The sequence below is a fragment of the Streptococcus sp. A11 genome, assembly GCF_043674225.1.
In the GTDB taxonomy this organism is placed as follows: domain Bacteria; phylum Bacillota; class Bacilli; order Lactobacillales; family Streptococcaceae; genus Streptococcus; species Streptococcus suis_V.
Genome location: NZ_JBIMJS010000014.1, coordinates 37,166 through 63,837 on the forward strand (window position 1 = coordinate 37,166; position 26,672 = coordinate 63,837).

29 protein-coding genes, 1 tRNA gene and 1 other RNA gene are annotated in these 26,672 nt (G+C 46.0%); 25 read left to right on the forward strand and 6 right to left on the reverse strand.

The features are described 5' to 3' along the window. Position 1 precedes the first annotated feature (1 nt). The 7 genes from ACHBIF_RS08590 to ACHBIF_RS08620 all read left to right on the forward strand — a co-directional run bounded on the left by ACHBIF_RS08590 (position 2) and on the right by ACHBIF_RS08620 (position 6,719). Positions 2-1,339 (forward strand): bifunctional metallophosphatase/5'-nucleotidase, encoded by a 1,338-nt coding sequence (locus tag ACHBIF_RS08590; protein WP_394719921.1) that lies wholly within the window; start codon positions 2-4, stop codon positions 1,337-1,339. A gap of 12 nt (positions 1,340-1,351) precedes the next feature. Next, positions 1,352-2,317 carry a Gfo/Idh/MocA family protein gene (locus tag ACHBIF_RS08595; RefSeq protein WP_394719923.1) on the forward strand — a complete coding sequence of 322 codons (966 nt, stop codon included), beginning with the start codon at positions 1,352-1,354 and terminating at the stop codon, positions 2,315-2,317. Next, positions 2,286-2,783, forward strand: coding sequence for a GNAT family N-acetyltransferase (locus tag ACHBIF_RS08600; protein ID WP_105160537.1), 498 nt, complete (start codon positions 2,286-2,288; stop codon positions 2,781-2,783). The genes ACHBIF_RS08595 and ACHBIF_RS08600 overlap by 32 nt, the downstream gene beginning before the upstream one ends. Before the next feature lies 1 nt (position 2,784). Then, positions 2,785-3,342 carry an anaerobic ribonucleoside-triphosphate reductase activating protein gene (gene nrdG, locus ACHBIF_RS08605; protein ID WP_394719925.1) on the forward strand — a complete coding sequence of 186 codons (558 nt, stop codon included), beginning with the start codon at positions 2,785-2,787 and terminating at the stop codon, positions 3,340-3,342. 166 nt (positions 3,343-3,508) lie between these two features. After that, complete coding sequence (locus ACHBIF_RS08610; protein ID WP_394719926.1) at positions 3,509-4,411, forward strand: ABC transporter ATP-binding protein; 903 nt, start codon at positions 3,509-3,511, stop codon at positions 4,409-4,411. A 2-nt stretch (positions 4,412-4,413) separates the two neighbouring features. Continuing rightward, positions 4,414-5,646 (forward strand): hypothetical protein, encoded by a 1,233-nt coding sequence (locus ACHBIF_RS08615; RefSeq protein ID WP_394719928.1) that lies wholly within the window; start codon positions 4,414-4,416, stop codon positions 5,644-5,646. Then, positions 5,637-6,719 carry a hypothetical protein gene (locus ACHBIF_RS08620; protein WP_394719930.1) on the forward strand — a complete coding sequence of 361 codons (1,083 nt, stop codon included), beginning with the start codon at positions 5,637-5,639 and terminating at the stop codon, positions 6,717-6,719. Before ACHBIF_RS08615 ends, ACHBIF_RS08620 begins: the two co-directional genes overlap by 10 nt. Positions 6,720-6,934: 215 nt before the next feature. On the opposite strand, the gene ACHBIF_RS08625 is transcribed toward ACHBIF_RS08620, so the two are convergent. The 3 genes from ACHBIF_RS08625 to ACHBIF_RS08635 form a co-directional block, all read right to left on the reverse strand. Continuing rightward, positions 6,935-7,007, reverse strand: a tRNA-Lys gene (locus ACHBIF_RS08625). Positions 7,008-7,014: 7 nt separating this feature from the next. Next, positions 7,015-7,208, reverse strand: a non-coding RNA gene (gene ssrS, locus ACHBIF_RS08630) — 6S RNA. Between the two features lie 72 nt (positions 7,209-7,280). Further along, positions 7,281-8,564 carry a replication-associated recombination protein A gene (locus tag ACHBIF_RS08635; RefSeq protein WP_394719932.1) on the reverse strand — a complete coding sequence of 428 codons (1,284 nt, stop codon included), beginning with the start codon at positions 8,562-8,564 and terminating at the stop codon, positions 7,281-7,283. 69 nt (positions 8,565-8,633) lie between these two features. Between ACHBIF_RS08635 and ACHBIF_RS08640 the strand changes: the two genes are divergently transcribed. The 9 genes from ACHBIF_RS08640 (at position 8,634) to ACHBIF_RS08680 (ending at position 14,122) form a co-directional block, all read left to right on the forward strand. Then, the gene (locus tag ACHBIF_RS08640; protein ID WP_394719934.1) at positions 8,634-8,969 is read left to right on the forward strand and encodes a MazG nucleotide pyrophosphohydrolase domain-containing protein; all 336 of its coding nucleotides are present in this window, start codon (positions 8,634-8,636) and stop codon (positions 8,967-8,969) included. A gap of 1 nt (position 8,970) precedes the next feature. Continuing rightward, a complete protein-coding gene (locus ACHBIF_RS08645) occupies positions 8,971-9,441 on the forward strand; it encodes a DUF3013 family protein (RefSeq protein ID WP_394719936.1) in 471 nt (156 codons plus the stop codon). Position 9,442: 1 nt separating this feature from the next. Next, positions 9,443-9,796 (forward strand): ASCH domain-containing protein, encoded by a 354-nt coding sequence (locus ACHBIF_RS08650; RefSeq protein ID WP_014636733.1) that lies wholly within the window; start codon positions 9,443-9,445, stop codon positions 9,794-9,796. Between the two features lie 596 nt (positions 9,797-10,392). Beyond that, positions 10,393-11,346: a 50S ribosomal protein L11 methyltransferase gene (gene prmA / locus ACHBIF_RS08655; protein ID WP_394719938.1), complete on the forward strand. Its 954-nt coding sequence runs from the start codon at positions 10,393-10,395 to the stop codon at positions 11,344-11,346. A gap of 1 nt (position 11,347) precedes the next feature. After that, positions 11,348-12,094 carry a 16S rRNA (uracil(1498)-N(3))-methyltransferase gene (locus tag ACHBIF_RS08660; protein ID WP_394719940.1) on the forward strand — a complete coding sequence of 249 codons (747 nt, stop codon included), beginning with the start codon at positions 11,348-11,350 and terminating at the stop codon, positions 12,092-12,094. Positions 12,095-12,097: 3 nt separating this feature from the next. Continuing rightward, positions 12,098-12,814 carry a DUF554 domain-containing protein gene (locus ACHBIF_RS08665; protein ID WP_394719942.1) on the forward strand — a complete coding sequence of 239 codons (717 nt, stop codon included), beginning with the start codon at positions 12,098-12,100 and terminating at the stop codon, positions 12,812-12,814. A 78-nt stretch (positions 12,815-12,892) separates the two neighbouring features. Continuing rightward, positions 12,893-13,375 (forward strand): hypothetical protein, encoded by a 483-nt coding sequence (locus tag ACHBIF_RS08670; RefSeq protein ID WP_394719944.1) that lies wholly within the window; start codon positions 12,893-12,895, stop codon positions 13,373-13,375. Further along, positions 13,360-13,620, forward strand: coding sequence for a hypothetical protein (locus ACHBIF_RS08675; protein ID WP_394719946.1), 261 nt, complete (start codon positions 13,360-13,362; stop codon positions 13,618-13,620). Before ACHBIF_RS08670 ends, ACHBIF_RS08675 begins: the two co-directional genes overlap by 16 nt. Before the next feature lies 1 nt (position 13,621). Then, complete coding sequence (locus tag ACHBIF_RS08680) at positions 13,622-14,122, forward strand: hypothetical protein (protein WP_172009735.1); 501 nt, start codon at positions 13,622-13,624, stop codon at positions 14,120-14,122. 38 nt (positions 14,123-14,160) lie between these two features. Here ACHBIF_RS08680 and ACHBIF_RS08685 read toward each other — a convergent pair whose 3' ends face one another. Both ACHBIF_RS08685 and ACHBIF_RS08690 read right to left on the reverse strand, forming a co-directional pair. Then, entirely contained in the window at positions 14,161-14,310 is a 150-nt protein-coding gene (locus ACHBIF_RS08685) for a hypothetical protein (protein ID WP_394719947.1), read from the reverse strand. 40 nt (positions 14,311-14,350) lie between these two features. After that, positions 14,351-16,753 (reverse strand): bifunctional 2',3'-cyclic-nucleotide 2'-phosphodiesterase/3'-nucleotidase, encoded by a 2,403-nt coding sequence (locus ACHBIF_RS08690; protein WP_394719948.1) that lies wholly within the window; start codon positions 16,751-16,753, stop codon positions 14,351-14,353. Positions 16,754-17,010: 257 nt separating this feature from the next. On the opposite strand from ACHBIF_RS08690, the gene ACHBIF_RS08695 reads away from it, so the two are divergent. From ACHBIF_RS08695 to ACHBIF_RS08710, 4 genes are all read left to right on the forward strand, one after another. Continuing rightward, positions 17,011-19,218, forward strand: a complete 2,208-nt coding sequence (locus tag ACHBIF_RS08695; protein WP_172059524.1) for a RelA/SpoT family protein — start codon at positions 17,011-17,013, stop codon at positions 19,216-19,218. Beyond that, on the forward strand, positions 19,219-19,662 hold the full coding sequence (dtd, locus tag ACHBIF_RS08700) for a D-aminoacyl-tRNA deacylase (protein ID WP_172059523.1): 444 nt from the start codon (positions 19,219-19,221) through the stop codon (positions 19,660-19,662). It begins immediately after the preceding gene. Between the two features lie 62 nt (positions 19,663-19,724). Next, positions 19,725-19,910: a hypothetical protein gene (locus tag ACHBIF_RS08705; RefSeq protein ID WP_172059522.1), complete on the forward strand. Its 186-nt coding sequence runs from the start codon at positions 19,725-19,727 to the stop codon at positions 19,908-19,910. 207 nt (positions 19,911-20,117) lie between these two features. Continuing rightward, positions 20,118-20,393: a hypothetical protein gene (locus ACHBIF_RS08710; protein WP_105111034.1), complete on the forward strand. Its 276-nt coding sequence runs from the start codon at positions 20,118-20,120 to the stop codon at positions 20,391-20,393. Between the two features lie 13 nt (positions 20,394-20,406). Here ACHBIF_RS08710 and ACHBIF_RS08715 read toward each other — a convergent pair whose 3' ends face one another. Beyond that, on the reverse strand, positions 20,407-21,066 hold the full coding sequence (locus tag ACHBIF_RS08715) for a metal-dependent transcriptional regulator (RefSeq protein ID WP_394719951.1): 660 nt from the start codon (positions 21,064-21,066) through the stop codon (positions 20,407-20,409). Positions 21,067-21,192: 126 nt separating this feature from the next. Between ACHBIF_RS08715 and ACHBIF_RS08720 the strand changes: the two genes are divergently transcribed. The 5 genes from ACHBIF_RS08720 to ACHBIF_RS08740 all read left to right on the forward strand — a co-directional run bounded on the left by ACHBIF_RS08720 (position 21,193) and on the right by ACHBIF_RS08740 (position 26,530). Then, positions 21,193-22,116 carry a metal ABC transporter solute-binding protein, Zn/Mn family gene (locus ACHBIF_RS08720; protein WP_394719953.1) on the forward strand — a complete coding sequence of 308 codons (924 nt, stop codon included), beginning with the start codon at positions 21,193-21,195 and terminating at the stop codon, positions 22,114-22,116. A 14-nt stretch (positions 22,117-22,130) separates the two neighbouring features. Further along, positions 22,131-22,895 carry a metal ABC transporter ATP-binding protein gene (locus ACHBIF_RS08725; protein WP_394719955.1) on the forward strand — a complete coding sequence of 255 codons (765 nt, stop codon included), beginning with the start codon at positions 22,131-22,133 and terminating at the stop codon, positions 22,893-22,895. After that, the gene (locus ACHBIF_RS08730; RefSeq protein ID WP_394719957.1) at positions 22,888-23,748 is read left to right on the forward strand and encodes a metal ABC transporter permease; all 861 of its coding nucleotides are present in this window, start codon (positions 22,888-22,890) and stop codon (positions 23,746-23,748) included. The genes ACHBIF_RS08725 and ACHBIF_RS08730 overlap by 8 nt, the downstream gene beginning before the upstream one ends. Next, positions 23,741-24,568, forward strand: a complete 828-nt coding sequence (locus ACHBIF_RS08735) for a metal ABC transporter permease (protein WP_394719959.1) — start codon at positions 23,741-23,743, stop codon at positions 24,566-24,568. Before ACHBIF_RS08730 ends, ACHBIF_RS08735 begins: the two co-directional genes overlap by 8 nt. Before the next feature lie 69 nt (positions 24,569-24,637). Next, complete coding sequence (locus ACHBIF_RS08740) at positions 24,638-26,530, forward strand: M13 family metallopeptidase (protein WP_394719961.1); 1,893 nt, start codon at positions 24,638-24,640, stop codon at positions 26,528-26,530. Positions 26,531-26,672: the final 142 nt, after the last annotated feature.

Sequence of the window (26,672 nt, forward strand, 5' to 3'; positions counted from 1 at the left end):
TATGGACTTTACAGATATCAGCATTCTCCATACCAATGATATGCACTCTCATATAGAGAATTTTCCCAAGAAGGCAGCGCTGATTGCTGAGATTAAGGAGGCAAACCGGGCGAAAAACATTCCGACTTTTGTCTTTGACAGTGGCGACCTTTTTTCGGGGAATATTTTCTTCAATATGTACCGTGGGGTAAAGGAAATCCAGCTCATGAATGCCATTGGTTGTCAGGCCATGACCCTGGGCAATCATGAATTTGACCACGGAGATGAACTGCTCAGTCGCTTGGACGACTTTGCGGCTTTTCCGATTGTCTCCACCAATATTTCCTACCGCAATCCAGCTGATGCAGACGAATTGGTGCCCTTGAAAGACAAGTTAGTCTTTGATATGGCGGGTCGACCGCTCTATGTCTTGGGCTTAACGACCTTGGAGACCGAGGAAGTGGCTTCACCGACGGACAATGTGGTCTTTGAGGACCACAGACAGGCGCTCAAGCGGACCTTGTCTGAGATGGATAAGCAGGCGCACATTGTCTTGCTCAGTCATTTGGGCTATGATCAAGATGTTCAGCTGGCGGCGGAGTTTCCGGAAATCAATGTCATTTTCGGTGGTCACACCCATACGATTTTGAAAGAACCCAGTCAGGTCGGTAGCGTCAGCATTTTCCAAGCGGGCCAGTATGGGCGTTTTCTGGGTAATCTTCTGCTCCGTTGCTACGAGGACGGCAGTCATGAGGTGCTGTCCTATGACTTGGTGGAGATTGAGCAGCTGACAACAGAAGAGCCGACCATTCGGGAATTTATCGAGCAGATGCAGGCGGAGCGCAATGCTCGCTTTGCCCATTCTATTGCGAACCTGCCTCAAACCTTGGATGGTGAGCGGGAGAACATCCGTCAGGGACAGTCTACGCTGGCACCTCTGATTACGCAGGCTCTTTTTGAGCAGGCGGTTACTCTCGGTTATCAGCCGGACGGAGCGGTCATCAATGGTTTTGGTATTCGGATGTCGCTCAACGCAGGCCCGATTTACTATAGCGATGTAGTCAAGGTTTTGCCCTTCTCCAAGCGCGTGCTCTTGGTCAGTATCAAGGGTCAAGATTTGATGTCCAGCCTCTCGACCGGTCTTCATCCGCAGCTTCATGGCATTTCTCGCCAAGGCGATGATTTTTTGGTCAATGGCAGAGCGATTGAGCCGGATACTAGCTACCAGATTGTGACCAACTCCTTTGTCTGGTCTGGTAAGGATAACTATGATGATTTCCACAAGGCGATCATTATCCGAGATTTGGGCTTGGATGTGGATATTTTGAGTGAATTTTTAAGAAAAAGATTTGGAAAGTAAGAGGACATGTCCATGCTAAAAATCGGTCTCGTCGGTTTAGGAGGTATTTTTCAAAAGGCCTACCTGACCTATCTGCGGAGTTTGTCAGGCATTGACTGGCATTTGTTCACCCGCAATCAAGAAGTTCTGTCAAGCATTGCGGCCAGTTTGCCCCGCAGTCAGACCTATGCGACAGCACAAGATTTGGCCGATGCAGACTTGGACGGTGTCATGATTCATGTGGCGACACAGGCCCATGTGGAAATGGCAGAGCTGTTTTTGGAGCGTGGCATTCCTGTCTACATGGACAAGCCACTGGCCGAGGATTTTTACCAGTCGGCAGAGCTTTACAAATTAGCCCAGTCCAAGGGAGTCCTACTCATGGCTGGTTTCAATCGTCGCTTTGCTCCCAAGGTTCAAGAATTGAAAACCAAGCCCAACAAGCGGAGAATTGTCGTTGAGAAAAATGAAGTCAATGGCTTGGGCGACCTGCAATTCAAGCTCTTTGACCTCTTTATCCACCCGCTGGATACGGCCCTTTACTTGCTGGATGACCAGCCTCTGTCAGGTTCCTATGCCTACTATCTGGAAAATAATAAACTCAGTCAGGTCAATGTGACCCTTCAAACCGCTCAAACTTCTGTGGTCGTATCCATGAATCTCCAGTCGGGCAGCCGTCGGGAAATCATGGAAGTCCAGACACCGCAAGCGATCCATCAGGTTAAAAACTTAGAAGAATTGCGCACCTTTACCGCCAACCAAGAAATCATAGAAGGCTTTGGTTCTTGGGGCACAACTCTTTACAAACGTGGCTTTGAAAGCATTGTCGAAGAGTTTTTCCAAGCCCTAGAAAGCAAGAAAAATCCAGTCAGCCCAAGCTCGAGCCTGCTCAGCCACTGGATCTGTCACCAAATTGTATACGCAGATAAAGGAATAGGAGAATTACATGTCACCATCCCAAACGAAATTGACTTTAAGACGACCAACCTTAGTAGATAAAGAAACGATTTTGGATATGATTGCTGAATTTGAGCGAGAAGAGTCCGCAACAGACGGAGGCAATCTCTTTGCGAATTTTGACTTTGAAAGCTGGTTGCAGCAAGGTCAGGACTGGGAAATGGGACTGAATTTGCCAGAGGGCTTTGTCCCTTCTATCCAGTATGTCTCCTTTGATGATGCTGGGCAAGCAGTCGGTTTTCTCAGTCTACGCCTGCGTCTCAGTGATTATCTGCTCAACATTGGTGGACACATTGGCTATTCTATCCGCCCTAGCCAGCGGCAGAAGGGCTATGCCAAGGAGCAGTTGCGCCTTGGTGTGCAGGAAGCATTTTCCAAAAACATCCCTAAGGTCCTTGTGACCTGTGATGAGACCAATACAGCCAGCAAGCGAACTATCCTAGCCTGCGGAGGTAGCCTCGAAGACGTCCGTCATGGCACGGAGAGATACTATATAGAAGAGTGCTGATATGAACAATCCCAAACCCCAAGAATGGAAATCCGAAGAGCTGAGTCAGGGCCGGATTATGGACTACAAGGCCTTTAATTTTGTGGACGGCGAAGGCGTGCGGTGTTCCCTCTATGTCAGTGGCTGCCTCTTTCACTGTCCCGGTTGTTACAACGTCGCCACCTGGTCCTTCAAGGCCGGCATTCCCTACACTCAGGAGCTGGAAGATCGCATTTTAGCGGACTTGGCCCAGCCCTATGTACAGGGTCTGACCCTCTTGGGTGGTGAGCCCTTTCTGAATACAGGTACGGTCCTCCCACTCGTCAAGCGGGTTCGGGAGGAATTGCCAGACAAGGACATCTGGTCCTGGACAGGCTACACATGGGAAGAATTGATGCAGGAAACGCCAGACAAACTGGAACTGCTCAGCCGGTTGGACATACTCGTAGACGGCCGCTATGACAAAAACAAACGCAATCTCATGTTGCAATTTAGAGGGTCGTCCAACCAACGCATTATTGATGTGCAGCAGTCCCTCAAACAAGGACAAGTGGTTATTTGGGAGAGGTTGGAAAAATGATGGGTATTCATTTCATTTATTTCCCAGATACTTGGAGTGAGTAGCAAAATTAAGGTAAATAAAAGCATAGTTCTAGGGAGGCAGTTGCCTCTTTTTACTTGCCTTCTTGCAAAAAAAGATTATAATAATATTCAAAATAAATTATATTGAGAAAGTGAGGAAATCTATGTTAGTGGTGAAAATTGACCAGTTTTCTTACGGTAAAAAGCTCATTTTCAAAGATATTCATATGGAAGTCCCGTCCTCGAAAATCATCGGTCTGGTTGCACCTAACGGGACAGGGAAGTCAACCTTGGTTCGAATTATTTCTGGGCATATTACTGGATCAGGGATAGAGGTGAACTATCATGGAAAGAGCTATCAAAAGGACAAGCAATATATGCGTCAACAAATTGTAAAAATGCCTGACCAGGCAGATTTGTACGACGAACTGACAGGCTTACAGCACTTGGAATTTTACGCTGCCATGTGGGGAGTAGATGTCACTTATCCACAAGAAATAGTGACGATCTTAAATATGGGGACCTATATTCATAAAAAAGTTGGGACCTATTCATTGGGAATGCGTCAGCGCTTGTGTTTTGCTTTGGTAGTAGTGACTCAGGCTAGCTACATGCTCTTAGATGAAGTCATGAATGGTTTGGACCCAGACAATGTAGAAATGATTTCAAGTTTATTGAAAGACTTGCGGGCCCAGGGAAAGACCATGCTTATTGCTTCTCACTTGTTAGATAATTTAGACAGTATTGCTGACAGTATTTACTTTATCAAGGATGGTCATTTTTCAGTTGTCTACCACCCCCAGGAGCAGGCTTTGGAAACCGTATTGCTTTCCTTTTCATCTAAAAATGCAGTGCAGGAATTTTTAGCCTTAAAGCCACACTTTACTTGTGTGAATAATGAGGAATGTCAAGCCACTATTCAACTGGATGAGCTGGGGGAAAGTCTTTCTGATTTTTTGGATTGGGCAAGTCGCAACCTAGATGATGTGAGAGAGATAAAGGTCGGTCGAAAAGGTAGTTATCTCATATATAAGGAATTATATGGGACCGAGGAGGAGGGAGGCTAGTGGTGCGGACTTTGAAAACACAATTCCTGCTCATCATCAACAATCGTTTATTGAAGATGCAGGCTATCGGAATGCTTCTCTGCTTGCCAATGTTGATTTTGTTCCTTTTTAGCTCTTTGGAACATCAGTCAATTCAGTATGCTGAAGATGTAGCTAGACAGAGTGAATATGCGCAAGAAGATATAGAGTGGATGAAAACGACCTATGATGCGTCCTTGCAAGAAAAACATGCAAGAGAAATCCAGTTAGATAGTATGGTGGTACAAAAGGCAGAGTATTTTGCAAAGGGACAGTATGTCAGTTATCTACAAGAAGCAGTCAATAGCTGGAAATTATTTTTCTCCCTCCAGAAGGTGAGAGGCTACAATATAACGGAAAGTCAATTTCCTGCACTTCATTATGGAACAAATATGGCCTTTGATGATGTTAAACGAGCTACTTTAAACATCAATTTTGCTAGGCAAAGAGTGGCCATTTTCGAAGGAATGCTAGCTTCTACCAAGGAGGTTACAATCAATGAACTTGTTGGTATTACTGCCAGAGGGCAATTTTATCGCTGGTTGGGCCACGCCGGCCCTGAGGTTTTGTATCTGCCCCTATTTTTCCTGCTGACACTTTTGTTTTCAAGTCCCATTTTTTTAGATGATAAGCAACATGAGAGCCTCTTGGAAGTAAAACCGATTAGTCACTTGAAGTATTTATTGGATAAAATCATTAGTTACTGGTTGCTGATCAGCGGTTTTGAAATTTTCTTGCTAGCCATCATTCTTTTTGCTATCAGTAGCAGGTTTGGAGCTGGCGATTGGACGCTAGGCATTTTGACCTTCGTGGGGCAAGAAGAAGTGCAGATTTCTTCAATGGAGTTTTATGGAAAAGCAGTTCTATTTTTCCTTTTAATCAATTTTTTTCTGATTACATGTTTGGCTTCTTGCAATAAGATTTTCTCCAACAAGCCCCTGACGATCTGTCTAAGTGGACTTGTCCTATTTTTAGAACCACTTTTGCGTTTTTTGCAGATAAACTTTTTGGGGCAAGATCTTCTCCCTAGTTATTACATTAGTTTTGGTCCAGTCTTACATGGTGTGAAAGATTATTTTTTCTATAGAGGAGATTTTTCGGTTGAAAAAGGATGGATTGTTCTATCTCTTTGGACGCTAGTTCTATTTACAATGATGTATCTTAGTGTTCTTGTAAGGGAAAGGTTTCGACAGGAAAGAGGGAGAATATGGGGATAACAAAGATAGATTGGAATTTCTTGTGTTCAAAAAATTTTATTTTAAAGGCAATGTTATCAATCGGCTTCTTATTTTTGCTATTTGTAGGCTATAGTCTTTTTTTCCCAAGTCCAAGTCCTCGAGACTTAGTTGATCGCCAATTCAAAGTAATGGATAGTTTAGTGACCATTTATAAAAGCGACACGGAGCTGACTGCTGAAAGAAAGGAAGAAATAAGAGAACAAACCAACCGTATTTTTCAAAATTATGCCCAAGAAGATATGGTATATGTTTCAAATGATTCGGTTGAAAAATTAGTCCCAATCTTTGAAGAGCGCCTGACATTACTGGAGGAGTATGAACAACTATTTCCAGAATATTATCAGGAATATTTGCCAGATAAGAAATATGTAGAGCAAGAATTTATGGTGGTGCAATTTCTTGTTAAGCGTCATCAAGATTATACAATTTATAAGCTCTATGGTCCCTTCTTTGAAAAACTCTTGATCTTTTTGGGTTATGGGGGCAGTCTGCTGATTTTTACTTTATTGACTGGCTCCTATTTTCAGAGAAAATATGCTCATAATACTTTGTTGGAAATTCTTCCTGTCACGAGAAAAAGAGAAGTTCTTATAGAACTCCCCTACACAATCGTATTGTTTTATCTATTTCCGACATCCTTAATTTTTTTGTATGCTGGGCTGTACTCCATTTTCATAGCTAAGACCAATCTGTTTACCTATCCCGTCTATCAAATGAGGACCGAAGGACAAGTATTATTGTCCATGGCTGAACTTTCTATCACCTATCTCTTATTTCCACTTCTATCTTGTTTATTGATTTATATTTTACAAGATTATTTAATCGGGTGGATGAAAGATAGTACGGTGACTACCATTCTAATTTATGCTATTTCACTACTGTCCATATGGAATAAACACTTTTGGTCACCCTTGTTCCACATGTTTCCCTTGCCGATTTTACAGTCGGATACAAATATATGGCTAAGCCTTGTAATTCTTTTGATAACGACTCTTGTTTTGCTTATAGGGAGAGAATATTTGTCGGTTAGGTCATTTCTCTTTCCAAACTAGTATAGCGTCTAGGCTATTCTAGCGGGAGTACTTTGACTGCACTGTTTCTAACCTCCAGCGATCTCCCAGATAGTTGGAGTTAAAAGCAAACAATAATAACCAGTTGTCCTCTTTGCCTGGGCAGCTGGTATTTTTTGACCAAAGATGACCAAATAGACATTTTGACACATAAAAAGCCTTGTTTCCAAGGCTCAAGGAGATGTTTCCCATCATGATCCTCCCTGTAGGGATCGAACCTACGACCCACGGATTAAGAGTCCGCTGCTCTGCCAGCTGAGCTAAGGAAGGTAAAAATAAAAATGCTGTATTGGTACCGGTTATTCATGAATTGTATTGATCCCGCACGCTAGAAGCAGGTGGGTGACGTGTTTCTGACTTAGTTGCTTCTGGGTGTACCAGCCTGCATACTGCCAAAAGATCTTTGTCTCCCTAGTAATACAAAAATAGTCGGTCAACACATAGGTATGAATTCGTATACCACAGCAGTTCTTATTTATGATTTAATAATACCACTTTTTTGAAAAAAATCAAGAGGAAATGGGCAAAAAAATGAAAACGTTATCAACTTTTTTTCTTGTTTTGTTTTAGCTGCTTGATTTTTTCTTGGGTCATGCCCAAGGCCCGCTCGTATTTGCCGGTGTCGTTGGCGGTGAAGTAGTCCGCAGTCAGTAACTTATCGGGCAGGTATTGCTGGTCCACCCATTTTTCAGGATAGGCATGCGGATACTGGTAGCCAATAGCATTTCCCAGCTCCTTACTACCAGCATAATGCCCGTCCCGCAGGTGATTTGGGATAGGTAGATGACCATTTTTCCGCAAATCAGCCAGAGCTGCATCCATAGCCAGATAGGCAGAATTGGACTTGGGAGAAAGGGCTAAATCGACCACCACATTGGCAATCAAAATGCGTGCCTCTGGGAATCCGATTTTCTGGGCAGCTTCAAGTGCAGTCACCGTATGAATCTGAGCCTCTGGATTGGCCAAGCCGATGTCTTCATAGGCAATGACCGTCAAACGACGAGCAAGACTAGGCAAGTCTTCCGCTTCAATCAAGCGGGCAGCGTAGTGAAGGCTGGCATTGACATCGCTACCCCGAATGGATTTTTGCAGGGCGGAGAGAATGTCGTAGTGGGCATCACCGTTCTTGTCCATGCTGATGTAGGACTTTTGCAGGCTATTTTCCACGGCATCCAAGTCGATATGACGGCTACCGTCGTCACTTTCCTTGGTCGAAAGCACAGCCAGTTCTAGAGAATTGTAGGCAGCACGGAGGTCGCCATTGGTCGCATTTGCCAGAAAATCCAGAGTCTCAGGTTCAATGGTGACGGGGAAGTCAAAACCGCGTTCGCTGTCTGTCAAAGCCAACTCCAAGGCCTGTCGGATATGGCTGGTTTGCAAAGGCTGCAACTCAAAAATCTGCACCCGACTGCGAATGGCAGGCAGAATCGAGAAAAATGGATTTTCTGTCGTTGCCCCAATCATGATGATATTGCCATTTTCCAAAAGAGGGAGCAGGAAGTCCTGCTTGGTCTTGTTAAGGCGGTGGATTTCATCGAGTAGGAGAACTAGACCGCCAGAAAACTTAGCCTCTTCAGCGATTTCCTGCAGGCGTTTTTGGTTGTCGGTCGTGGCATTAAAGGTCCGAAAGGCATACTTGGTCGTGCCAGCAATTGCGGACGCAATCGAGGTCTTGCCAATTCCCGGCGGACCGTAGAGAATCATGGACGACAGCATATTGGCATCAATCATGCGGCGGATAATCTTTCCAGAACCGACCAGGTGTTCCTGACCGATCACCTCATCAATGGATTTGGGCCGCATACGAAGGGCGAGATTGGCTGGCATAGGCTTCCTTTCAATGCATTTATGGTATAATCATTATACTACAATTTTAGGATTTGGAGAGAAACGAAGATGGCGGAGTTGACGGTGGGGGTTTTGGAAGAATACTTGCGTGACCACTATGGGATGACAGTTCCAGAGCAAAGTCTCTTTATGAAATTAGTGGAGGAAATTGGTGAAGTGGCAGAGCTACTGAATCAGCGTGCTGGCCGCAAGATGATGGATAGCGAAGCCGACAGTTCTGCTCGTTTGGCAGAAGAATTAGCTGATGTTATTCACTATGCTGTAGCCTTGGCAGCGGTGAATCAACTAGATTTAACCAAGTCCATTTTGGAGAAAGACAAGCAGGCCTCCGTCAAATACGGTCGAGAAATAAATTTATTGGAATTTATAGAAAAGAGGAAATAGAATGGCAAAACATGGCTTTTTAGATGTGCTGGAAGCGGCACTGGACAAACATTTTACTTACGATTATGAGCTTAACTGGGACAAGAAAAACCACGCAGTTGAGCTGGCTTTCATCTTGGAAGCACAGAACTCGGCTGGGGTTGAAACAGTAGATGACGAAGGCAATACCTCTGCGGAGGATATTTTCCTAGAGGAGTATGTCCTTTTCTACAACCAGGACAAGTCTCGCTTTGACGAGGAAGACTATCTGGTCGCTCTGCCATTTGACGCCAAGAAGGGCTTTTCAGCAGAGTTTCTGACCTATTTCGCAGGCTTTCTCAAGGACACCGCCGACCAAGGCCTAGATGACCTCATGGACTTTTTGGCGGACCCAGAAGCCCAAGAATTTGCGATTGCATGGGATAGCGAGGCCTTTGAAAAAGGCAGAGCAGACTTGGTGGAGGGGGAGTTCTACCCATATCCGAGGTATTGAGATGGTTCATGAAATGTTACTGGCTCCAAAACCGTTTGAAATGATGAAGTCTGGTCAGAAGACCATTGAGCTACGACTTTACGATGAGAAGCGCAAGCATATACAAATTGGAGATCGCATCCGTTTTTATTGTACAGAGAATCAGACGCAAACGATCGAGGTGCAAGTATTAGATCTTCACATATTTGATAATTTTGCTCAGTTATACAAAGAACTGGATTTATTATCTTGTGGGTATACGCAAAGCAGTATCAGAGAGGCGAAACCAGAAGATATGGAAGTTTACTATTCGCGAGAACAGTTAGAACAATATGGTGCAGTAGGTATAGAATTGAGGGTAATAGATTCTATTTGACATTCCGTTTCCTCTCTTGCTTGACTGCAGGCGAAACTTTTGCTATTATAAAAATAGAAAAGGCGTTGAGTTCTAGCTCAACGCCCAGTAGGACCGCTAAACGGTGGTTCAGTTCGTTAGATTAAATAACCGTCAGAACTGTGTCAAAGTTTGCTGACGGTTATTTTTTATCTCGAATAGCTAAAATGATGACGATTATCAAGCTCAGCATTTCAGTAAGTAGACTTGATAAATATAAATCCAGAGATCTCCGACGTGAGAGTTTTGAAACGATGTTTTTCAAAACTCGAGCTAGTGCGTGCCCTAGACAAATCTTATAGGATTTGTCGTTGCCAGATGAGTAGGTTTACTTACCATCTGGCATGGGCTAGCCTTTCTAGCAGATTTGCTGTCCACTTCCATGGGCATCACCTCCGTTCAGAAACTTGGAACCACCGTCTCAAACTTTCCTACACATGTTTATTCGCAGTGCGATTAGAAAATTTTCGAAAAAGTATTATTAGGGCTCCATTGCGTAACATTAACTTGTAAAAAAGGCTAGAAATCGGTACAATAATACAGTGATTGACGCATAGAAAAGAAAAGGGACAACAAACATGAACTCATGGCAAGAATTAACGATTCACGTTCATCGTGATGCAGAAGAAGCAGTTTCAAATCTGATGATTGAAACGGGCAGTCAGGGGGTAGCCATTAGCGACTCGGCTGACTATGTGGGACAGGAGGACCGTTTTGGTGAACTTTATCCCGAGGTGGAGCAGTCGGATATGATTGCGATTACGGCCTATTATCCTGACACTGTGGATATTGAGGAAGTTAAGGCAGACTTGGCGACTCGCTTGGCGGATTTGACAGGCTTTGGTTTAGAGACAGGTCAGGTCAGCCTAGAAAGTCAGGAACTGGCAGAGGAAGACTGGGCGGATAACTGGAAGAAATACTATGAGCCAGCCCGCATTACACACGATTTGACCATTGTACCGTCTTGGACCGACTATGAGGCGACTGCTGGTGAGAAGATTATTCGCCTGGATCCAGGTATGGCTTTTGGTACGGGTACTCATCCAACCACCAAGATGAGCCTCTTTGCTCTTTCTCAGGTCTTGCGTGGTGGCGAAACGGTTATCGATGTCGGTACAGGCTCAGGCGTTCTCTCTATTGCTAGCTCTCTTCTTGGGGCTAAGGAAATCTTTGCTTACGATTTAGATGAAGTGGCGGTGCGTGTGGCTCAGGAAAACATTGACCTCAATGCCCATACTAGCAATATTCATGTCGCGGCGGGCGATCTCCTTCGTGGCGTTGATATTAAAGCAGAAGTTATCGTTGCCAACATCTTGGCGGATATTCTCATCCATCTGACCGAGGATGCCTACCGTCTGGTCAAGGACGAGGGCTACCTGATTATGAGCGGTATCATCGCGGACAAGTGGGATATGGTGCGAGCATCTGCGGAGGCGGCTGGCTTCTTCCTCGAGACCCACATGATTCAGGGCGAGTGGAATTGCTGTATCTTCAAGAAAACGGCTGACCGCTCAGGTGTGATTGGAGGCTAGGATGCAGCAGTATTTTGTCAATGGCAGAGCACCGCAGGGCATTTTCCAGATTAACGATAAGGACACTGCCAAGCATATGTTTTCTGTTATGCGATTGCAGGCAGATGACCAGATTGTCCTGGTCTTTGATGACGGGATTAAACGCTTGGCACGAGTAGTGGACAGTCAGAGCCAATCTGTCGAAGTCATCGAAGAACTAACAGACAATGTTGAATTACCCGTTTCCGTTACCATTGCCATGGGCTTCCCCAAGGGCGACAAGCTAGAGTTTGTCGCCCAAAAGGCAACGGAATTGGGCATGTCAGCCCTCTGGGCCTTTCCAGCTGACTGGTCCGTGGTCAAATGGGACGGTAAAAAACTGGCAAAAAAAGCAGAAAAGCTAGAAAAAATTGCCCAAGGAGCAGCCGAGCAAAGCAAACGCAATCGCATTCCAGCTGTTCGCTTGTTTGAGAAAAAATCGGATTTCCTAGCTCAGCTAGCAGGATTTGACCAGATTATCTTAGCCTACGAAGAGGCTGCCAAAGAAGGCGAACAAGGCAACCTGGTGAAAATCTTATCTGGCTTAGAAGCTGGGCAATCAGTCCTTGTTATTGTCGGTCCAGAAGGTGGCGTGTCGCCTGAGGAAGTAGTCACTTTTGAAAAAGCAGGAGCGGTTAAGACAGGTCTAGGACCTCGCATCCTCCGAGCCGAAACGGCTCCACTCTATGTACTTTCTGCCATTAGCTACGCGACGGAATTGTTGAGGTAGTCCATGTTTGCCTTAGGAACAATTATCAATACCATCGCTATTGCCCTAGCAGGTGTGCTAGGGTCTTGGTTTGGTCATTTGCTCAAGGAACGCCATCAGTCCGGTCTAACCATGGCTAGCGGGATTGCTGTTTTATTTCTAGGAATTTCAGGTAGTTTGGAAGGCCTGCTAACAGTTGTTGATGGTCAACTCAAAAGTCAAAATAGCATGCTTTTGGTCCTTAGTCTGTCCTTGGGGACCTTGATTGGGGAAGTGCTCCATATCGAAGGCTGGTTTGAAAGGCTGGGTATTTGGCTCCGTGAAAAATCAGGAAACAGTCAAGATAGTCAGTTCTTAGATGCTTTCCTGACAGCGTCATTGACCGTTTGTATCGGTGCCATGGCTATACTAGGAGCCATCCAAGATGGACTGACAGGAGATTATCGCTTGTTGGCCGTAAAGAGTATTTTGGACTTTGTTATCATTTTGATTATGACCTCGAGTTTGGGCAAGGGAGCAGGCTTTTCAGCAGTACCAGTCTTTCTCTTTCAAGGTTCGCTGACAGTGCTAGCCCGCTTGATTGAGCCCTTGATGACAGAGCAGGCACTGAGCAATCTATCTATGGTCGGATCGGTTCTTATTTTCTGCGTCGGGGTCAATATCGTCTGGGGTCGGAAAATTCGTGTGGCCAATATGTTGCCTGCAGTGCTGGTTGCCGTTGTCTGGGCTTATTTTCAATAAATTCATCACCATTTACACATAATTGACTGCCCTTTTCATACAAGTGTTGTTATAATACAGTTGAAAGTAGGTGATTTTATGCGTAAGTGGTTTTCCTTTTCTCTGCTATGTGTTGCCAGTCTGTGCCTAGCTTCCTGTCGGATGAGTGTCAGCTATATTCCCTCCAGTCCAGAGGAGCAATCCGTCCAGGCTGCTGAGCAGGAAATCCTGCATTTTGAACTGTTTCATGCGGCCGGGGGAGCCCTTGCCAATCAATGGGATCGCTTAGCAAGTCAGCCAGAGTCCAAGGAGGTCTTATTGACGGGACTTTTGGAGGAGAAGAGGTTCTATGAACCCTTCCGTGGTCAGTCCTTTGTAGATCCGACTTTCAATGGTTTGGTAGAGCCGCATTTGGAAATCGTGGAAGAGGTATCCAGCTCTTGGAGACCTATGACCAGTCGCATTTTTCGGATCGCTGGGCTGCCTATCAAGAAGATCACAAAATCTTCTACCGCAGGCTCCATCGCAAGGGTGGTTTATTTCCTACGGAAAGTCAACAGCTGGACATGGATAAGTTCCTAGCATATCCCGCGCAATACGAAAAGATTCATAAGACCGAGTGGGCCATGCTAGACTTATTGAAGTCAATTGCTATCGTCAAGACAGACCAGATTTATGGAAATGGCTATCCAGTCTATCAAGGTCAGCTAGACAATAGTCTGGGTCTCTCTATCAAAAGGCTGCGTGGCAAGGTATTTCTCAAAAATCAAGCAGGAACCGTCGTGGATGAGCGCTTCTTTGTGGTCGAAGACTTGGGAGGAAACTGATATGAGACGGAAATCGTGGTATCTGAACCTGTTACTGGTGGCAGGTTTGGCCTTTCTGCTGTGGCGACAGGCAGAGGTTATCCCAGGAACTAACTATAAAATCTTGTCCGACCTGGTCTTACAGGACCGGGAGACAGGGGTCATCTATACTTTTGAAAATCTGGAAGTTAGGACCGCCTTTGTGTCCGGAATCGAGGAAGACCAAGCGGTTTTAGAAAAAAACTTTGAAACGAGAGAAATGGGTGAGGATCTGGTGGATAAGGTCTATGGTGGCGAGGAGGGGCAGATGATGGAGTGGACCGAAAGCAAGGGCTTTGGTTGGAATTGGTTCAGCTCAACGATATCCTATCCCGTGCCTGCTGGCGAATACGGGATCATTCGCTTGGAAACACGCTATAAAAACGAGACCTACCGTCTGGAGCAAGAGGGCAAACTTCTGGGTACCTATACAGTGAAACCTCCACAAGAAGAGTACCTCGTCCCTATCTATACGACATCATAAAAAGCAAGTCCAATCGGGCTTGCTATCTTTCTAAATCCTTAGTTGTCATCTCCAAATGTATCGCGATACATTTTGTCAATTAGTGCTCTACGTTTGTACTCAGTTTGTTCCTCTGTGTGAGGGTGGAGTTTAACCAGCAACCAACCTACAACAAGGAATACCCCAACAGTAGTAATAATTTCAGCCATTATCTTTTTCACTTCCTTTTCCTTATCTAATCAATCAGATTTAATCTTCCCTGCGTTTAGCAGCCAGTCCTGCTAATCCTGCAAGTCCGATACCAATCAAGCTGAGCACAGAAGTCGCATCGCCTGTGTTTGGCAATGTTTTCACTCCTAGAGCTGGTGTGGTCTCGACAGGCTTGTCAGCTGGCAAGGTAATTTTCTGACCAGATGAAAGGGTGATGACTTGGCCACCAGCATTTGCTTGACCAGGCTTGATTGGTTTTTGTGGTTTTGGATTAGGTGTTTGAGGAGTTGGGATGATAATGTCAATAGTTGGAGGAGTCGCAGATTCTGGTTTAGGCTCAGTGTAGAGGAAGCGGTAAACGCCCATGCCGTTGACTCCGTCACCTACAAATTCTTCAATATATTCCACATCTTCCAACTTCTCTGCAGCAATCAAATCCTTAGCAGAGTTTGATGTACGGAAACGAAGGTCTAGGCCCTTGATAGTATCCGCAAAACGCCAGTTGCTATCGGCAGAAGGGTTGATATTTTTCTCCTCTAGGATATAGTTGATGATTACTTGGCGGTTTTCCAGGTTGAGCAGGCGGTTGACCGTCGCATTTTTCACACCAGGGAAAGTACCACTAGCGCGGTAGTTATTGGTCGCCACCATGAATTCCATGTCATCCGTAACAGGCTGACCATTGTACTTGAGGTCACGGACACGGCTAGCATCTTTATTGACAAGCTTACCGCTGGTATCGTATTTGTTTGGTTGGGTAATATCGTAGGTATAGGTTACACCGTCGATAACATCGAAGTTATAGTTACGGAAGTTGATGTTGAGCAACTCCTGAGGCTCTTTGTTGTTTCGGTCCACTTGGTTGAATTGACCAGCAGACATTTCCAACCATTCTTTCAGGTCAGCACCAGTGATTTTCAGAATAGCGGTGACATTATCATAAAGATAGAGGTCGGCTACGTTTTTGATAGCAATGGAACCAGCTGGGATGTCTGTGTAGTTGTCGCCCTCAGAAATACCGCGACCACCAGCCTTGAACGGAGCTGCTGCAGAAAGGAGTGGCAACTTGCCTTCCTCTGTGCCAGCCAATTCTTTTTCCAAGTACCAGAGCTGGGCCTTGTTGACAATCTGAACAGACGGGTCATCTTTTACTAGGGAGAAGTAGCTGTGAATGCGGGCGCTAGTTTCACCAACTTTTTCATTGACATAAGTAACCGTCGCATCGTGAGCCTCTTTCGCAAGGGCAAGGATTTCAGGGTCAGCCACAGGAGACTTGGTATCAATCTTGCGGATTTGTCCCTTGCCGTCTACCACATTCCACTTGCCGTCGGTGTAGGTCACCTTGAGGTCAATGATGCCCAGGTGGTCACCGTATTTACCTGCCATGGTCACTGGAGTGCCGTTAATGGTGCCGTTCACATCATCAACACCAGCGTACTGGGCATAGAAACCAGGCTTTTCAGGGTTCATGGTTGGGAAGAGGGCATGAGAATGTCCAGTCACAACCGCATCGACACCGTCGATCCCTGCGATATGGTAGCCCACGTTTTCTTCGCCAACTTCGTAAGTATCATCACCGATACCAGAGTGGGAAAGAACCAGAACGATGTCTGCACCAGCTTGCTTGATAACGGGCACAATTTCTTTCACAGCTTGGACGGCATCGTTGACCACTACCTTGCCTTCTAGGTTTGCCTTGTCCCAATTGAGAATCTGAGGCGGAACAATACCGGTAATACCGATATTGAGGTTGACAGGGCGACCAGTTGTGTCGGTAAAGGTCTTGGTCACCAATTCGTAGGTTTTAAAGACAGGTTGGAGGGATTTTGCATCCACTACGTTGGCATTGACCACCGGAAGGCTGGTTGAAGCCAATACAGTATGAAGGAAGTCCAAGCCGTAGTTAAATTCATGGTTACCCAGTGTTGATGCGTCAAAATCAAGCTCTTCCAGAGCAGCGTACATAGGGTGTTTTTCGCCAGTCTCAACAGGGTCAACGATAGCCTTGTAGGTGCCCAGTGGTGTACCTTGGATCAGGTCTCCATTGTCGACCGTAACGGTGTTTGGATTTTCAGCGCGTGCCTCTTCGATGAGGACAGCTGTCTTGGCCAAGCCAAGGTTTTGTGACTCCTTGTCCTGGTAGTAATCGTAGTTGACCAGGTTGGTGTGGAGGTCGGTTGTAGACAGGATGCGGACATCGACCGTCTGGCCTTCTACTGGAGGGGCAACTTCTGTTGTGGTCGTTGTGATTGGTTCAGCAGTGAGGGCAGGCTGACTAGTATCTCCCCCAGTTCCCTCAGTTGGTGCTGGTGCAGTTTCGTTTGTTACCATTGGTTGAGTTGCTGGTGTTGTTACCTCTTCAGCCTGGACCAATTGTGTGCTACTAGTTGCCAAGACTGCCAAGGTCAAGGCTGTAGCCGATTTACTAAAAGGAAATTTCATAAGAAATCCTCTACTTTCTATTAAAGTGTGCAAGAAACATTATACAGGTTCAGAAGGATTTTTTCAACTGTTTTCGGAACAATGAATTAAAGAACAAGAACAAAACAACCATGTAATCGCTTGATAAACAAACATTAACTTTTAAATTAAGAAAATAATTCGTTCGTTTGTGGCGGACAGTTAGGAATGTATCTGATTTCTTCCTCTTTTCCTATGAAAATGGTAAAATAATAGGAAATAGCTAGGGAGAGAAGTAAATGAAAGAAATCAATTTTACAGGAGAAGAGGTTGTTGGGCTAACAGCTACCTACCTTCCGGCCGAAGATGTTGCTTTTGTTCAGAAGGCCTTGGATTTCGCGACCGAGGCACACAAACCACAGTTTCGCAAGTCAGGTGAGCCCTACATTGTCCACCCCATCCAAGTAGCAGGGATTTTGGCAGGGCTCAAGCTAGATGCGGTAACCGTAGCTTGCGGATTCTTGCATGATGTGGTTGAGGATACGGAAGTTACCTTGGATGAGATGGAAGCGGAATTTGGACCAGAGGTTCGCCATATTGTCGGTGGGGTGACCAAGTTAGGTAAGGTCGAGTACAAATCTCATGAGGAGCAGTTGGCTGAAAATCACCGCAACATGCTGATTGCCATGTCCCAAGACATGCGGGTCATTCTGGTTAAACTGGCAGACCGCCTTCACAACATGCGGACCCTTAAGCACTTGCGTAAGGACAAGCAGGAACGGATTTCACGTGAAACAATGGAAATCTATGCACCGCTTGCCCACCGTCTAGGTATTTCTTCTATCAAGTGGGAATTGGAAGACATGTCTTTCCGTTACCTCAATGAAGTTGAGTTCTACAAGATTACCCACATGATGAGGGAAAAACGTCGTGAACGGGAAGAGTTGGTCAATGAAGTCGTCGACAAGTTGAGAGAATACACAGAGGAGCGCCACCTTCACGGTCAAATCTATGGTCGTCCCAAGCATATCTACTCTATTTATCGGAAGATGCATGACAAGAAAAAACGCTTTGATGAGCTATACGACTTGACTGCTATCCGTTGCTTGATGGATACACCAAGTGATGTCTATGCCATGCTTGGCTACATCCATGAATTATGGAAGCCGATGCCGGGTCGTTTCAAGGACTACATTGCCAGTCCAAAAGCCAATGGCTACCAGTCCATCCATACGACAGTCTATGGACCAAAAGGTCCGATCGAGTTCCAAATTCGGACGGTGGAAATGCATCAGGTAGCAGAGTACGGGGTGGCGGCTCACTGGGCCTACAAACGTGGTGGCAAGGCAACTGCTTCTGAAAAAGAGCTGCGTTGGATCAACAATCTGATTGAACTTCAAGAAGGGGCAGGAGATGCCCAATCCTTCGTTGATTCGGTCAAAGAGGACATCTTCACCGAGCGGATTTACGTCTTTACGCCAGATGGTGCTGTGCGTGAGTTGCCTAAGGACTCCGTGCCCATTGACTTCGCTTATGAGATTCATACCAAGGTCGGCGAGCGGGCGACAGGTGCCAAGGTCAACGGCCGTATGGTGCCTCTGACGACCAAGCTCAAGACAGGTGACCAGGTGGAAATCATCACTTCTGCCAACTCATTCGGTCCAAGTCGTGACTGGGTCAATCTTGTAAAGACTCACAAGGCCCGCAATAAAATCAAGCAGTTCTTCAAGAATCAGGACAAGGAACTTTCCGTCTCCAAGGGGCGTGAGATGCTCCAGAATCTCCTCCAAGAAAATGGCTACGTTCCCAACCAATACTTGGACCGTCGCCACATGGACGAAGTCCTGCAAAAGACCAGCTACAAAACGGATGAAGCCTTATATGCAGCGGTTGGTTTTGGGGAAATCTCTGCCGTGTCCGTCTTTAATCGCCTGACAGAGAAAGAACGCCGTGAGGCTGAGCGCGCCAAAGCCAAGGCTGTCGCGGACGAATTGGTCAACGGTGGCGAAGTCAAGCATGATAATAAGAAAGACAGTCTCAAAATCCGTCACGAGGGTGGTGTGGTTATCGAGGGGGCATCCGGTCTCCTCATCCGGATTGCCAAGTGCTGTAATCCGGTACCTGGTGATGAGATTGTCGGCTACATTACCAAGGGGCGTGGGGTAGCTGTCCACCGGGTGGATTGTATGAACCTCAAGAGCCAGGAAAATGTGGAGCAACGACTGATTGATGTCGGTTGGGAAGAGGATGATAATTCAACCAAGGAATACATGGCCAATATCGACATTTATGGGCTCAATCGCTCTGGTCTGCTCAACGATGTCCTCAAGGTCTTGACCAATGCTAGCAAGAACATTTCCTCGGTCAATGCCCAGCCAACCAAGGATATGAAGTTTGCGACCATCCACGTTTCCTTTGGTATTTCCAACCTGGCAACCTTGACCAGTCTGGTGGACAAGATTAAGTCGGTGCCAGAAGTTTACTCAGTGAAAAGGACCAATGGATAGATGAAAATTGTATTACAACGTGTATCACAGGCCAGTGTGACCATCGAAGGAAGTATTCATGGGCAAATTGATCAGGGACTTTTGCTCCTAGTAGGTGTGGGGCCAGATGACAGCCAGGACGATCTAGATTATGCTGTTCGCAAAATTGTTAATATGCGGATATTTTCCGATGAGAATGGCAAGATGAACAAGTCTGTCCAAGATGTGGCGGGCAAGATTTTATCCATTTCCCAATTTACTCTCTTTGCGGATACAAAAAAAGGTAATCGCCCTGCCTTTACAGGAGCGGCAGCTCCTGCCCTAGCCAGCCAACTCTATGATGCCTTTAACCAGGCTCTGTCAGCCTATGTACCGGTTGAAGTGGGCGTTTTTGGGGCGGACATGGCGGTCAGTCTAGTCAATGATGGTCCGGTGACCATTGTGTTAGATACCAAAAATCGCTAGTCGTCTATACTTTTTGTGTCTGTTTTGATATACTAAGAGTGAATTAGATGTGGAGGTGTGCCATGAAAAACTTACTGACCAATCATTTTTTCTACCTAGTGGTAGCATTTACCTTGATTTTGGTGATTTACTTTAGTGGAATTGACAAACGCTGGATTATTCTGGCAAGTTTTCTCTATTTCATTCCTTCGCAGATTTTATACCGTCGTCGCCTTAAAGAGCGACTCCAAGAAAACCAGTCCGAGTAGGCTGGTTTTTTCGACAGTGTTGGTTTAGTCATTTGAATTAGCTTTGATGCATCGTCACTTTCGACTTGCCGTACTCTAGTACAGCCTGCGCCTCAGTTCCTTGTCTGAAAGCCCTTCATTCGACTATTATTTGAAAACAATGTGCTATAATAATCTTGTCACAAAGTGCTAGTGTATGTTTTGAAGATAGGATGAGGGAGCAGAAATATGAGAAAATTTTTTCAAGACCTTAATCAAGAGTATCTGGAAACCAGAAGTTCAGTTGGAGAAGATTGGCTGGAGTGGATTATCCAGAGAAAGATGACCTGGGGCATGCGGTGGGGCTTGGTAGGGATTCTCATGTTTGTCTTGCAGCCTTTAACCTATAACCCTCACTTTCTATTGGGCTGTTTTTATATAGGTTTCCTACTTGGGTTAGTGTATGTATGTGGGCAACTGTTTTTGGCAGCCAAATCTATTTTCCGTAATGTGAGAAAAAAATAATCGCTCAGCTTGTTTAGGCTGGGCGATTAGTCTTTTCTACGAATAATTCTTGGGCGATGGTTACAGGTATTGCCAGTTCTTTGTCCTTGTACTGGATGGTGATGGTCTGGGCAAACTGGTCGAAGGCTGTCACAAGTAGTTGATCGCCGACAGCTAACTCATGTTGTTCCAGGTATTGGAGCAGCTGGTAGAAGTCATGGATACGAACCAGTTGGTAGGAGCCGGTTTCTGTCAGCTGAGACAGTCGGGTCTGGTAGCGTTCCACAAGCAACTGGTTTTCTTTAGGAATACTGCCACCGTGTGGGCAGGTTTGGGGATAGCCCAGCAGTTTGTCCAGTTGGTTGATAAAATGGTCTGAAACGGTGTGCTCCAAAATTTCAGCTTCTTCATGGACTTGTTCAGGGGAATAGCCCAGCTGTTCAACTAAAAAGACTTCTATCAGGCGGTGCTTGCGGTAGAGGTTGGCCACCATTTCCAAGGCGACTTGGCTGAGGATGTAACCTGCTGTTTTATCTTTTTCAATCAGCTCTTCCGTTACCATTTTTTTCAGCATTTCGGAAACGGCTGGGGCGGAAAAATTCATCTTTTCAGCAATCTGCTTATTGGTGATTTTTTGTTCAGTCTGTCCGAGTTCATAGATAACTTTCAGGTAATCTTCTTTGTTTGGTGTCATATTCTCTCACTTTCTAGTAAGAATAGTATACCAAAATTTTATAAAAATCATTGACAGAAAGAATTTTTTAATATATATTAAAACTAAAGTTAAGCATACCTAACAAAATACAAAGGAGAACCTATCATGAAAAAACTAATTCTTAGTTTGGCTCTGCTATTATCCCTTATCGGGCTAGGAGCCTGTCGTTCAACGCAAAGCCCAGAGGCTTCCAGCAAGCCGCGAGTGGCGGTCACGACCTCTTTCCTCAATGACATGGTCTACCAGCTGGCAGGAGATGAGGTGGAGCGGGACCTATTGATTCCAGCGGGGGAAGACCCGCATCTCTATGTTGCCAAGACCAGCGACCTGTCCAAGTTGCAGCAAGCAGATCTTGTTCTCTACCACGGTTTGCACTTTGAGGGCAAGATGGTGGAAGCCTTGGAAAAGACGGGTGTAGCAGTGTCTAAGAACTTTAATGCAAAAGACTTGAATACGATGGATGAGGATGGCCAGCAGATTGTGGACCCTCACTTCTGGTTTTCCATCCCCCTCTATAAATCAGCAGTAGCGGTAGCTTCTGAGGAGTTGCAAAAACTTCTTCCGGAAAAAGCAGAGCAGATTCAGAAAAATACGGAAAGCTACTTAGCTCAGTTGGATGACTTGCATACTTGGATTGAAAAAGAGCTGAGTGTCCTGCCTGCTGAGAGCCGTTACCTAGTCACCCCTCATGATGCCTTTAACTACTTCGCAGCCAGCTATGACTTTACTCTCTATGCACCGCAGGGCATTAGCACCGATTCTGAAGTTGCCAACAGCGATATGATTGAAACGGTCAATATGATTTTAGAACATGGTATCAAGGCTATCTTCACCGAGTCAACAACCAGTCCAGAACGCATGGAAAAATTGCAGGAAGCTGTCAAGGCCAAGGGTGGTCAGGTAGCGATTGTAAGCGGTGAAGGCAAGGAGCTATTCTCAGATTCCCTAGCGCCAGAAGGGGAAGAGGGAGCGACATTTATCGATATGTACAAGCACAATGTCCAGTTAATTGTGGAGCATTTGCAGTAAGAAAGGTTGGAAGAATGGAAGAAATACTGAGAGTTGAAGACTTGTCCTTGCACTATGGTGCAGGACAGGTCAAGGCTCTAGATCAGGTCAGTTTTCAGCTGCCCAAGGGTTGTCGTGCAGCCTTGGTCGGACCAAATGGTGCAGGGAAATCTAGCTTGTTTAAGGCGATTTTGGGATTGGAGAAGGGGGTAAGTGGCAAGGTTTCACTACTGGGTCAGTCAGAGAAACTGGACCAAGTTATTCAAAAAAATGTTGCCTATATTCCCCAAGCCAGTCAGGTCAACTGGCAGTTTCCTGCAAGGGTTCTGGATATTGTCCTGATGGGGCGGTTTGCCCATACCAGTGGTTTCTTCCGTCGACCAAGTTCCTTGGATAAGGAAAAGGCAGAGCAGGCTCTGGAAGAGATGAAGATCAGCGATTTACGCAATCGGCAGATTGACCAACTATCTGGTGGTCAGCGGCAACGGGTCTTTCTAGCTAGAGCCTTGGCTCAGGAAGCCGAACTCTATATGATGGATGAACCCTTGGCAGGAATTGATCAGGTGACAGAGCAAGTCATCATGGACTGTTTGAAGAAGTTCCAGCAAGAAGGCAAGACCTCTCTGGTTATCCACCATGACCTTTTAACCTTGGAAAAGTACTTTGACCACGTCATCTGGGTCAATGGTCGCTTGGTAGCGGAGGGACCAATGGATCAGGTGGATCTGCTGCAAGCCTATCAGGCTGCCTATGGTCAGGAACCAGCCTTCTTTCTAAAGGAGGGGCTTGGTCATGCTTGAGCTTATGCAGGACTATTCTTTTTGGACTGTGGCACTGGGAACTCTGGTCTTGGCTCTGGCGGCTAGTCAGATCGGAACCATCAGTGTTTTGACCAGGCAAAGTTTAATCGGAGATAGCTTGGGACATGCGGCCTATCCTGGCATTATCCTGTCCTATATGGTCTTTCAATCACGCCAGCCCTTGCTTCTGTTGCTTGGAGCGGTGGGTTCGGGCTACCTGTCCTACGGCTTGGTTAGCTGGCTCTGTCGAAGGGGGCGGACCAGTCGGGTCAATGCCTTGGCTCTGGTTTCAGCGGCCTTCTTTGGACTGGGCTTGGTCCTCAAACAGTATGTTCAGGGAAATGCTGCCTTTCAAGGAACAGCCCAGGCGGGTTTGGAAAACTATGTCTTTGGTCAGGCAGCCTTTATGCAGTTGGATGATGTCCTGCTCATTTGCTTGGTTGCCTTGCTTGGCCTGTTCTTATTTGGCTGGCACTACCAGTCGCTTAAACTCTATCTGTTTGATCGACAATTTGCCAAGCTAGTGGGTATTCCTGTGGAAACGATTGACCGTCTGACCCTGTTTCTGATGATGAGTTTGATTGCGGTTGGTTTGAAGGTGGTTGGGGCTATCCTGATGAGTAGTTTCTTGATAGCACCGGCTGTCTTTGGCTTGCTTCTAGGAAAGTCCTATGGCCAGACCTTGGCATTAGCAGCAGGAATTGCTGGATTTTCAGCCCTACTTGGAAGTTATGTGAGTTCAGTGGTGACAGGGTTATCGACTGGGCCGGCTATTATTGTTTGCTTGAGTTTGTCCTCTTTAGTGGCTTTTGCTTATGTGACCTATATCAGAAAGGAGAATGCAGGTGCTTGAGGTCTTATTGATTTTACTGGCTGTTGGTACTTCTTGTGGCTTGATTGGGTCTGTCTTGGTGGTGCGCAATCAGGCCATGCTGGCAGATGCCCTGTCCCACTCGGTTCTGTTGGGGATAGTACTGGGCTTCTTTGTCAGTTACAGTCTAGATTCCCCCCTGCTACTGTTTGGGGCGGCGGTTTTTGGTCTACTGACAGTTCTAGCGATTGAGGGGCTACACACTCGCAAGTTGGCTCAGGATGCGGCGACGGGCTTGCTCTTTACCTTTTTCTTTGCCCTAGCAGTTATTCTCATCTCCCTCTTTGCTCGCAATGTCCATCTGGACTTGGATATGGTCCTGATGGGCGAGGTGCTCTTTGCCCCTCTTAACAGGCTGGACCTCTTTGGCCTGTCGCTACCCTTGGCCTTGGTCAAGTCTGTCGGGCTCTTACTGGTCTTGCTGGTCTTCTTTTTCTTGAATTTTCAAGCTCTGACCCTCTATCTCTTGGACAAGGAGCAGGCAAAACTTCAAGGGATTGCCACCAAAAGACTGGAGTTGGGGTTGATTTTTCTGGTTTCCTTGACAACGGTCTCGTCCTTTGAAGCGGTCGGCTCTATGGCGGTCATTGTTTTCTTACTAGCACCCAGTATGGCAGCCTTACCTTGGTCGAAGCATTTCTGTCAGTTTTTAGTTTTGGGGCAATGCTGCGCCATTCTGATGATTGTTCTAGGCTTTGGTCTTGCCAGCTGGCTTGACCTGACCATGTCTGGAACCTGTTCGGTCATGGGGCTTCTGACAGTCTGCGTCAGCTTTTTCCTAAAAAATGCCCTAAAAATTTAGTTTGGCAAATGAAATTGTCAGACTTTTTTGTTATTATAGTAAGTAATCACACAAGCAAAGGAGAAAATAATGACACGTTTACAAGATGATTTTTACGAATACGTCAATGGTGAATGGGCAAAAACAGCCGTCATTCCAGATGATAAGCCAAGAACTGGGGGTTTTTCAGACCTAGCGGACGAGATTGAAAAACTCATGATTGACACGACAAACGCATGGTTGGTGGGAGAAAATGTCCCAGAAGATAGCGTTTTGCAAAACTTTGTAGCCTTCCACAAGCAAGTGGCTGACTATGAAACCCGTGACCGTTTGGGTGCAGAACCTGCCCAGGCCTTGATTGCAGAGTACAAGGCACTTAACTCTTTCGAAGAATTTACCAGCAAGTTGGCAGAATATGAGTTAGCTGGCAAGCCAAATCTTATGCCATTTGGCGTAGCACCTGACTTTATGGATGCGACCACCAATGTTCTCTGGGCAGATTCTCTAGGTATTATCCTGCCAGATACGACCTACTATGAGGAAGGGCATGAAAAAGGAGCAGAATTGCTCAAAACGTGGAGAGAGAGCCAAGAAGCCCTCTTGCCAAAATTTGGTTTTAGCGATGAGGAAATCAAGGACCTCTTGGACAAGCGTTTGGAATTGGATGCTAAGATTGCCGAGTATGTTCTTTCAAATGAAGAAGGTTCTGAGTATGCAAAACTCTATCACCCGTATGAGTGGACAGAGTTTACTGCCTTGGCACCAGAGTTGCCTTTGGATGATTTCTTCACAGCGATTTTAGGTCAAACGCCAGACAAGATTATCGTGCCTGAGGAACGTTTCTGGCAGGCTGCCAAGGACATTTACAGTGCGGATAATTGGGAGCTTTTGAAGGCGACCTTGATTTTGAAAGCGGCTGGCGCCTATACAGCCTTCCTGTCAGATGAGATTCGTATCCTAGCTGGCGCTTATAGCCGTGCTCTTTCTGGCACACCGCAGGCTCAAAACCAAGAAAAGGCGGCCTACAATCTGGCACAAGGTTACTTTAACCAAGCCCTCGGTCTTTGGTATGCTGGAGAGAAATTCTCACCAGAAGCAAAAGCTGATGTGGAAGCAAAAGTTGCCAAGATGATTGAGGTCTACAAATCTCGTTTGGAAACGGCAGACTGGCTGGCTCAGGAAACGCGTGACAAGGCCATTGTCAAACTCAATGTCATCAAGCCTTATATCGGCTACCCAGAAGCCTTGCCAGAGCGTTATTATAAGAAGCTTGTTGACCCAGGCAAGTCCTTGGTGGAAAATGCCATCGAACTAAACAAGATTGACATTGCTCATGGTTGGAGCAAGTGGAACAAGCCTGTGGACATTAAGGAGTGGGGCATGCCAGCTCATATGGTCAACGCCTACTACAATCCACAGAAGAACTTGATTGTCTTTCCAGCGGCCATTTTGCAGGCGCCATTCTACTCTCTGGAGCAGTCTTCATCAGCTAACTACGGCGGTATCGGTGCCGTTATTGCCCACGAGATCTCCCATGCCTTTGATTCAAACGGTGCTTCCTTTGATGAGCATGGTAGCTTGAATAACTGGTGGACAGAGGAAGATTATGCAGCCTTTGAGGCCCGTACCCAGCAGGTCATCGACCAGTTTGAAGGTCAGGATTCCTACGGTGCCAAAATCAATGGTAAATTGACCGTGTCAGAAAACATTGCCGACCTTGGTGGGATTGCGGCAGCCCTAGAAGCAGCCAAGTCAGAAGATGACTTCTCCGCAGAGGAATTCTTCACTAACTTTGCTCGCATCTGGCGAATGAAGGCCCGTCCTGAGTTCATGCAGATGTTGGCGAGTGTCGATGTCCACGCACCAGGTCACCTACGCACCAACATCCAGTTGCCAAACTTCGCAGAGTTCCACGAAACCTTTGGAACCAAAGAAGGTGACGGCATGTGGCGCGACGAGGCAGAGCGCGTGATTATTTGGTAGAAGTTTTGAACAGCTAACTTTTGTTGGCTGTTTTTGTCGCTTTGGACAAGAAAAAATAAAGCATATTGTACCTTTGTCAATGATGTGAGACCAAAAAGGTGATTTTGAAGTTATCCATTTGTTAAGCTTTACTAGGAGCTAG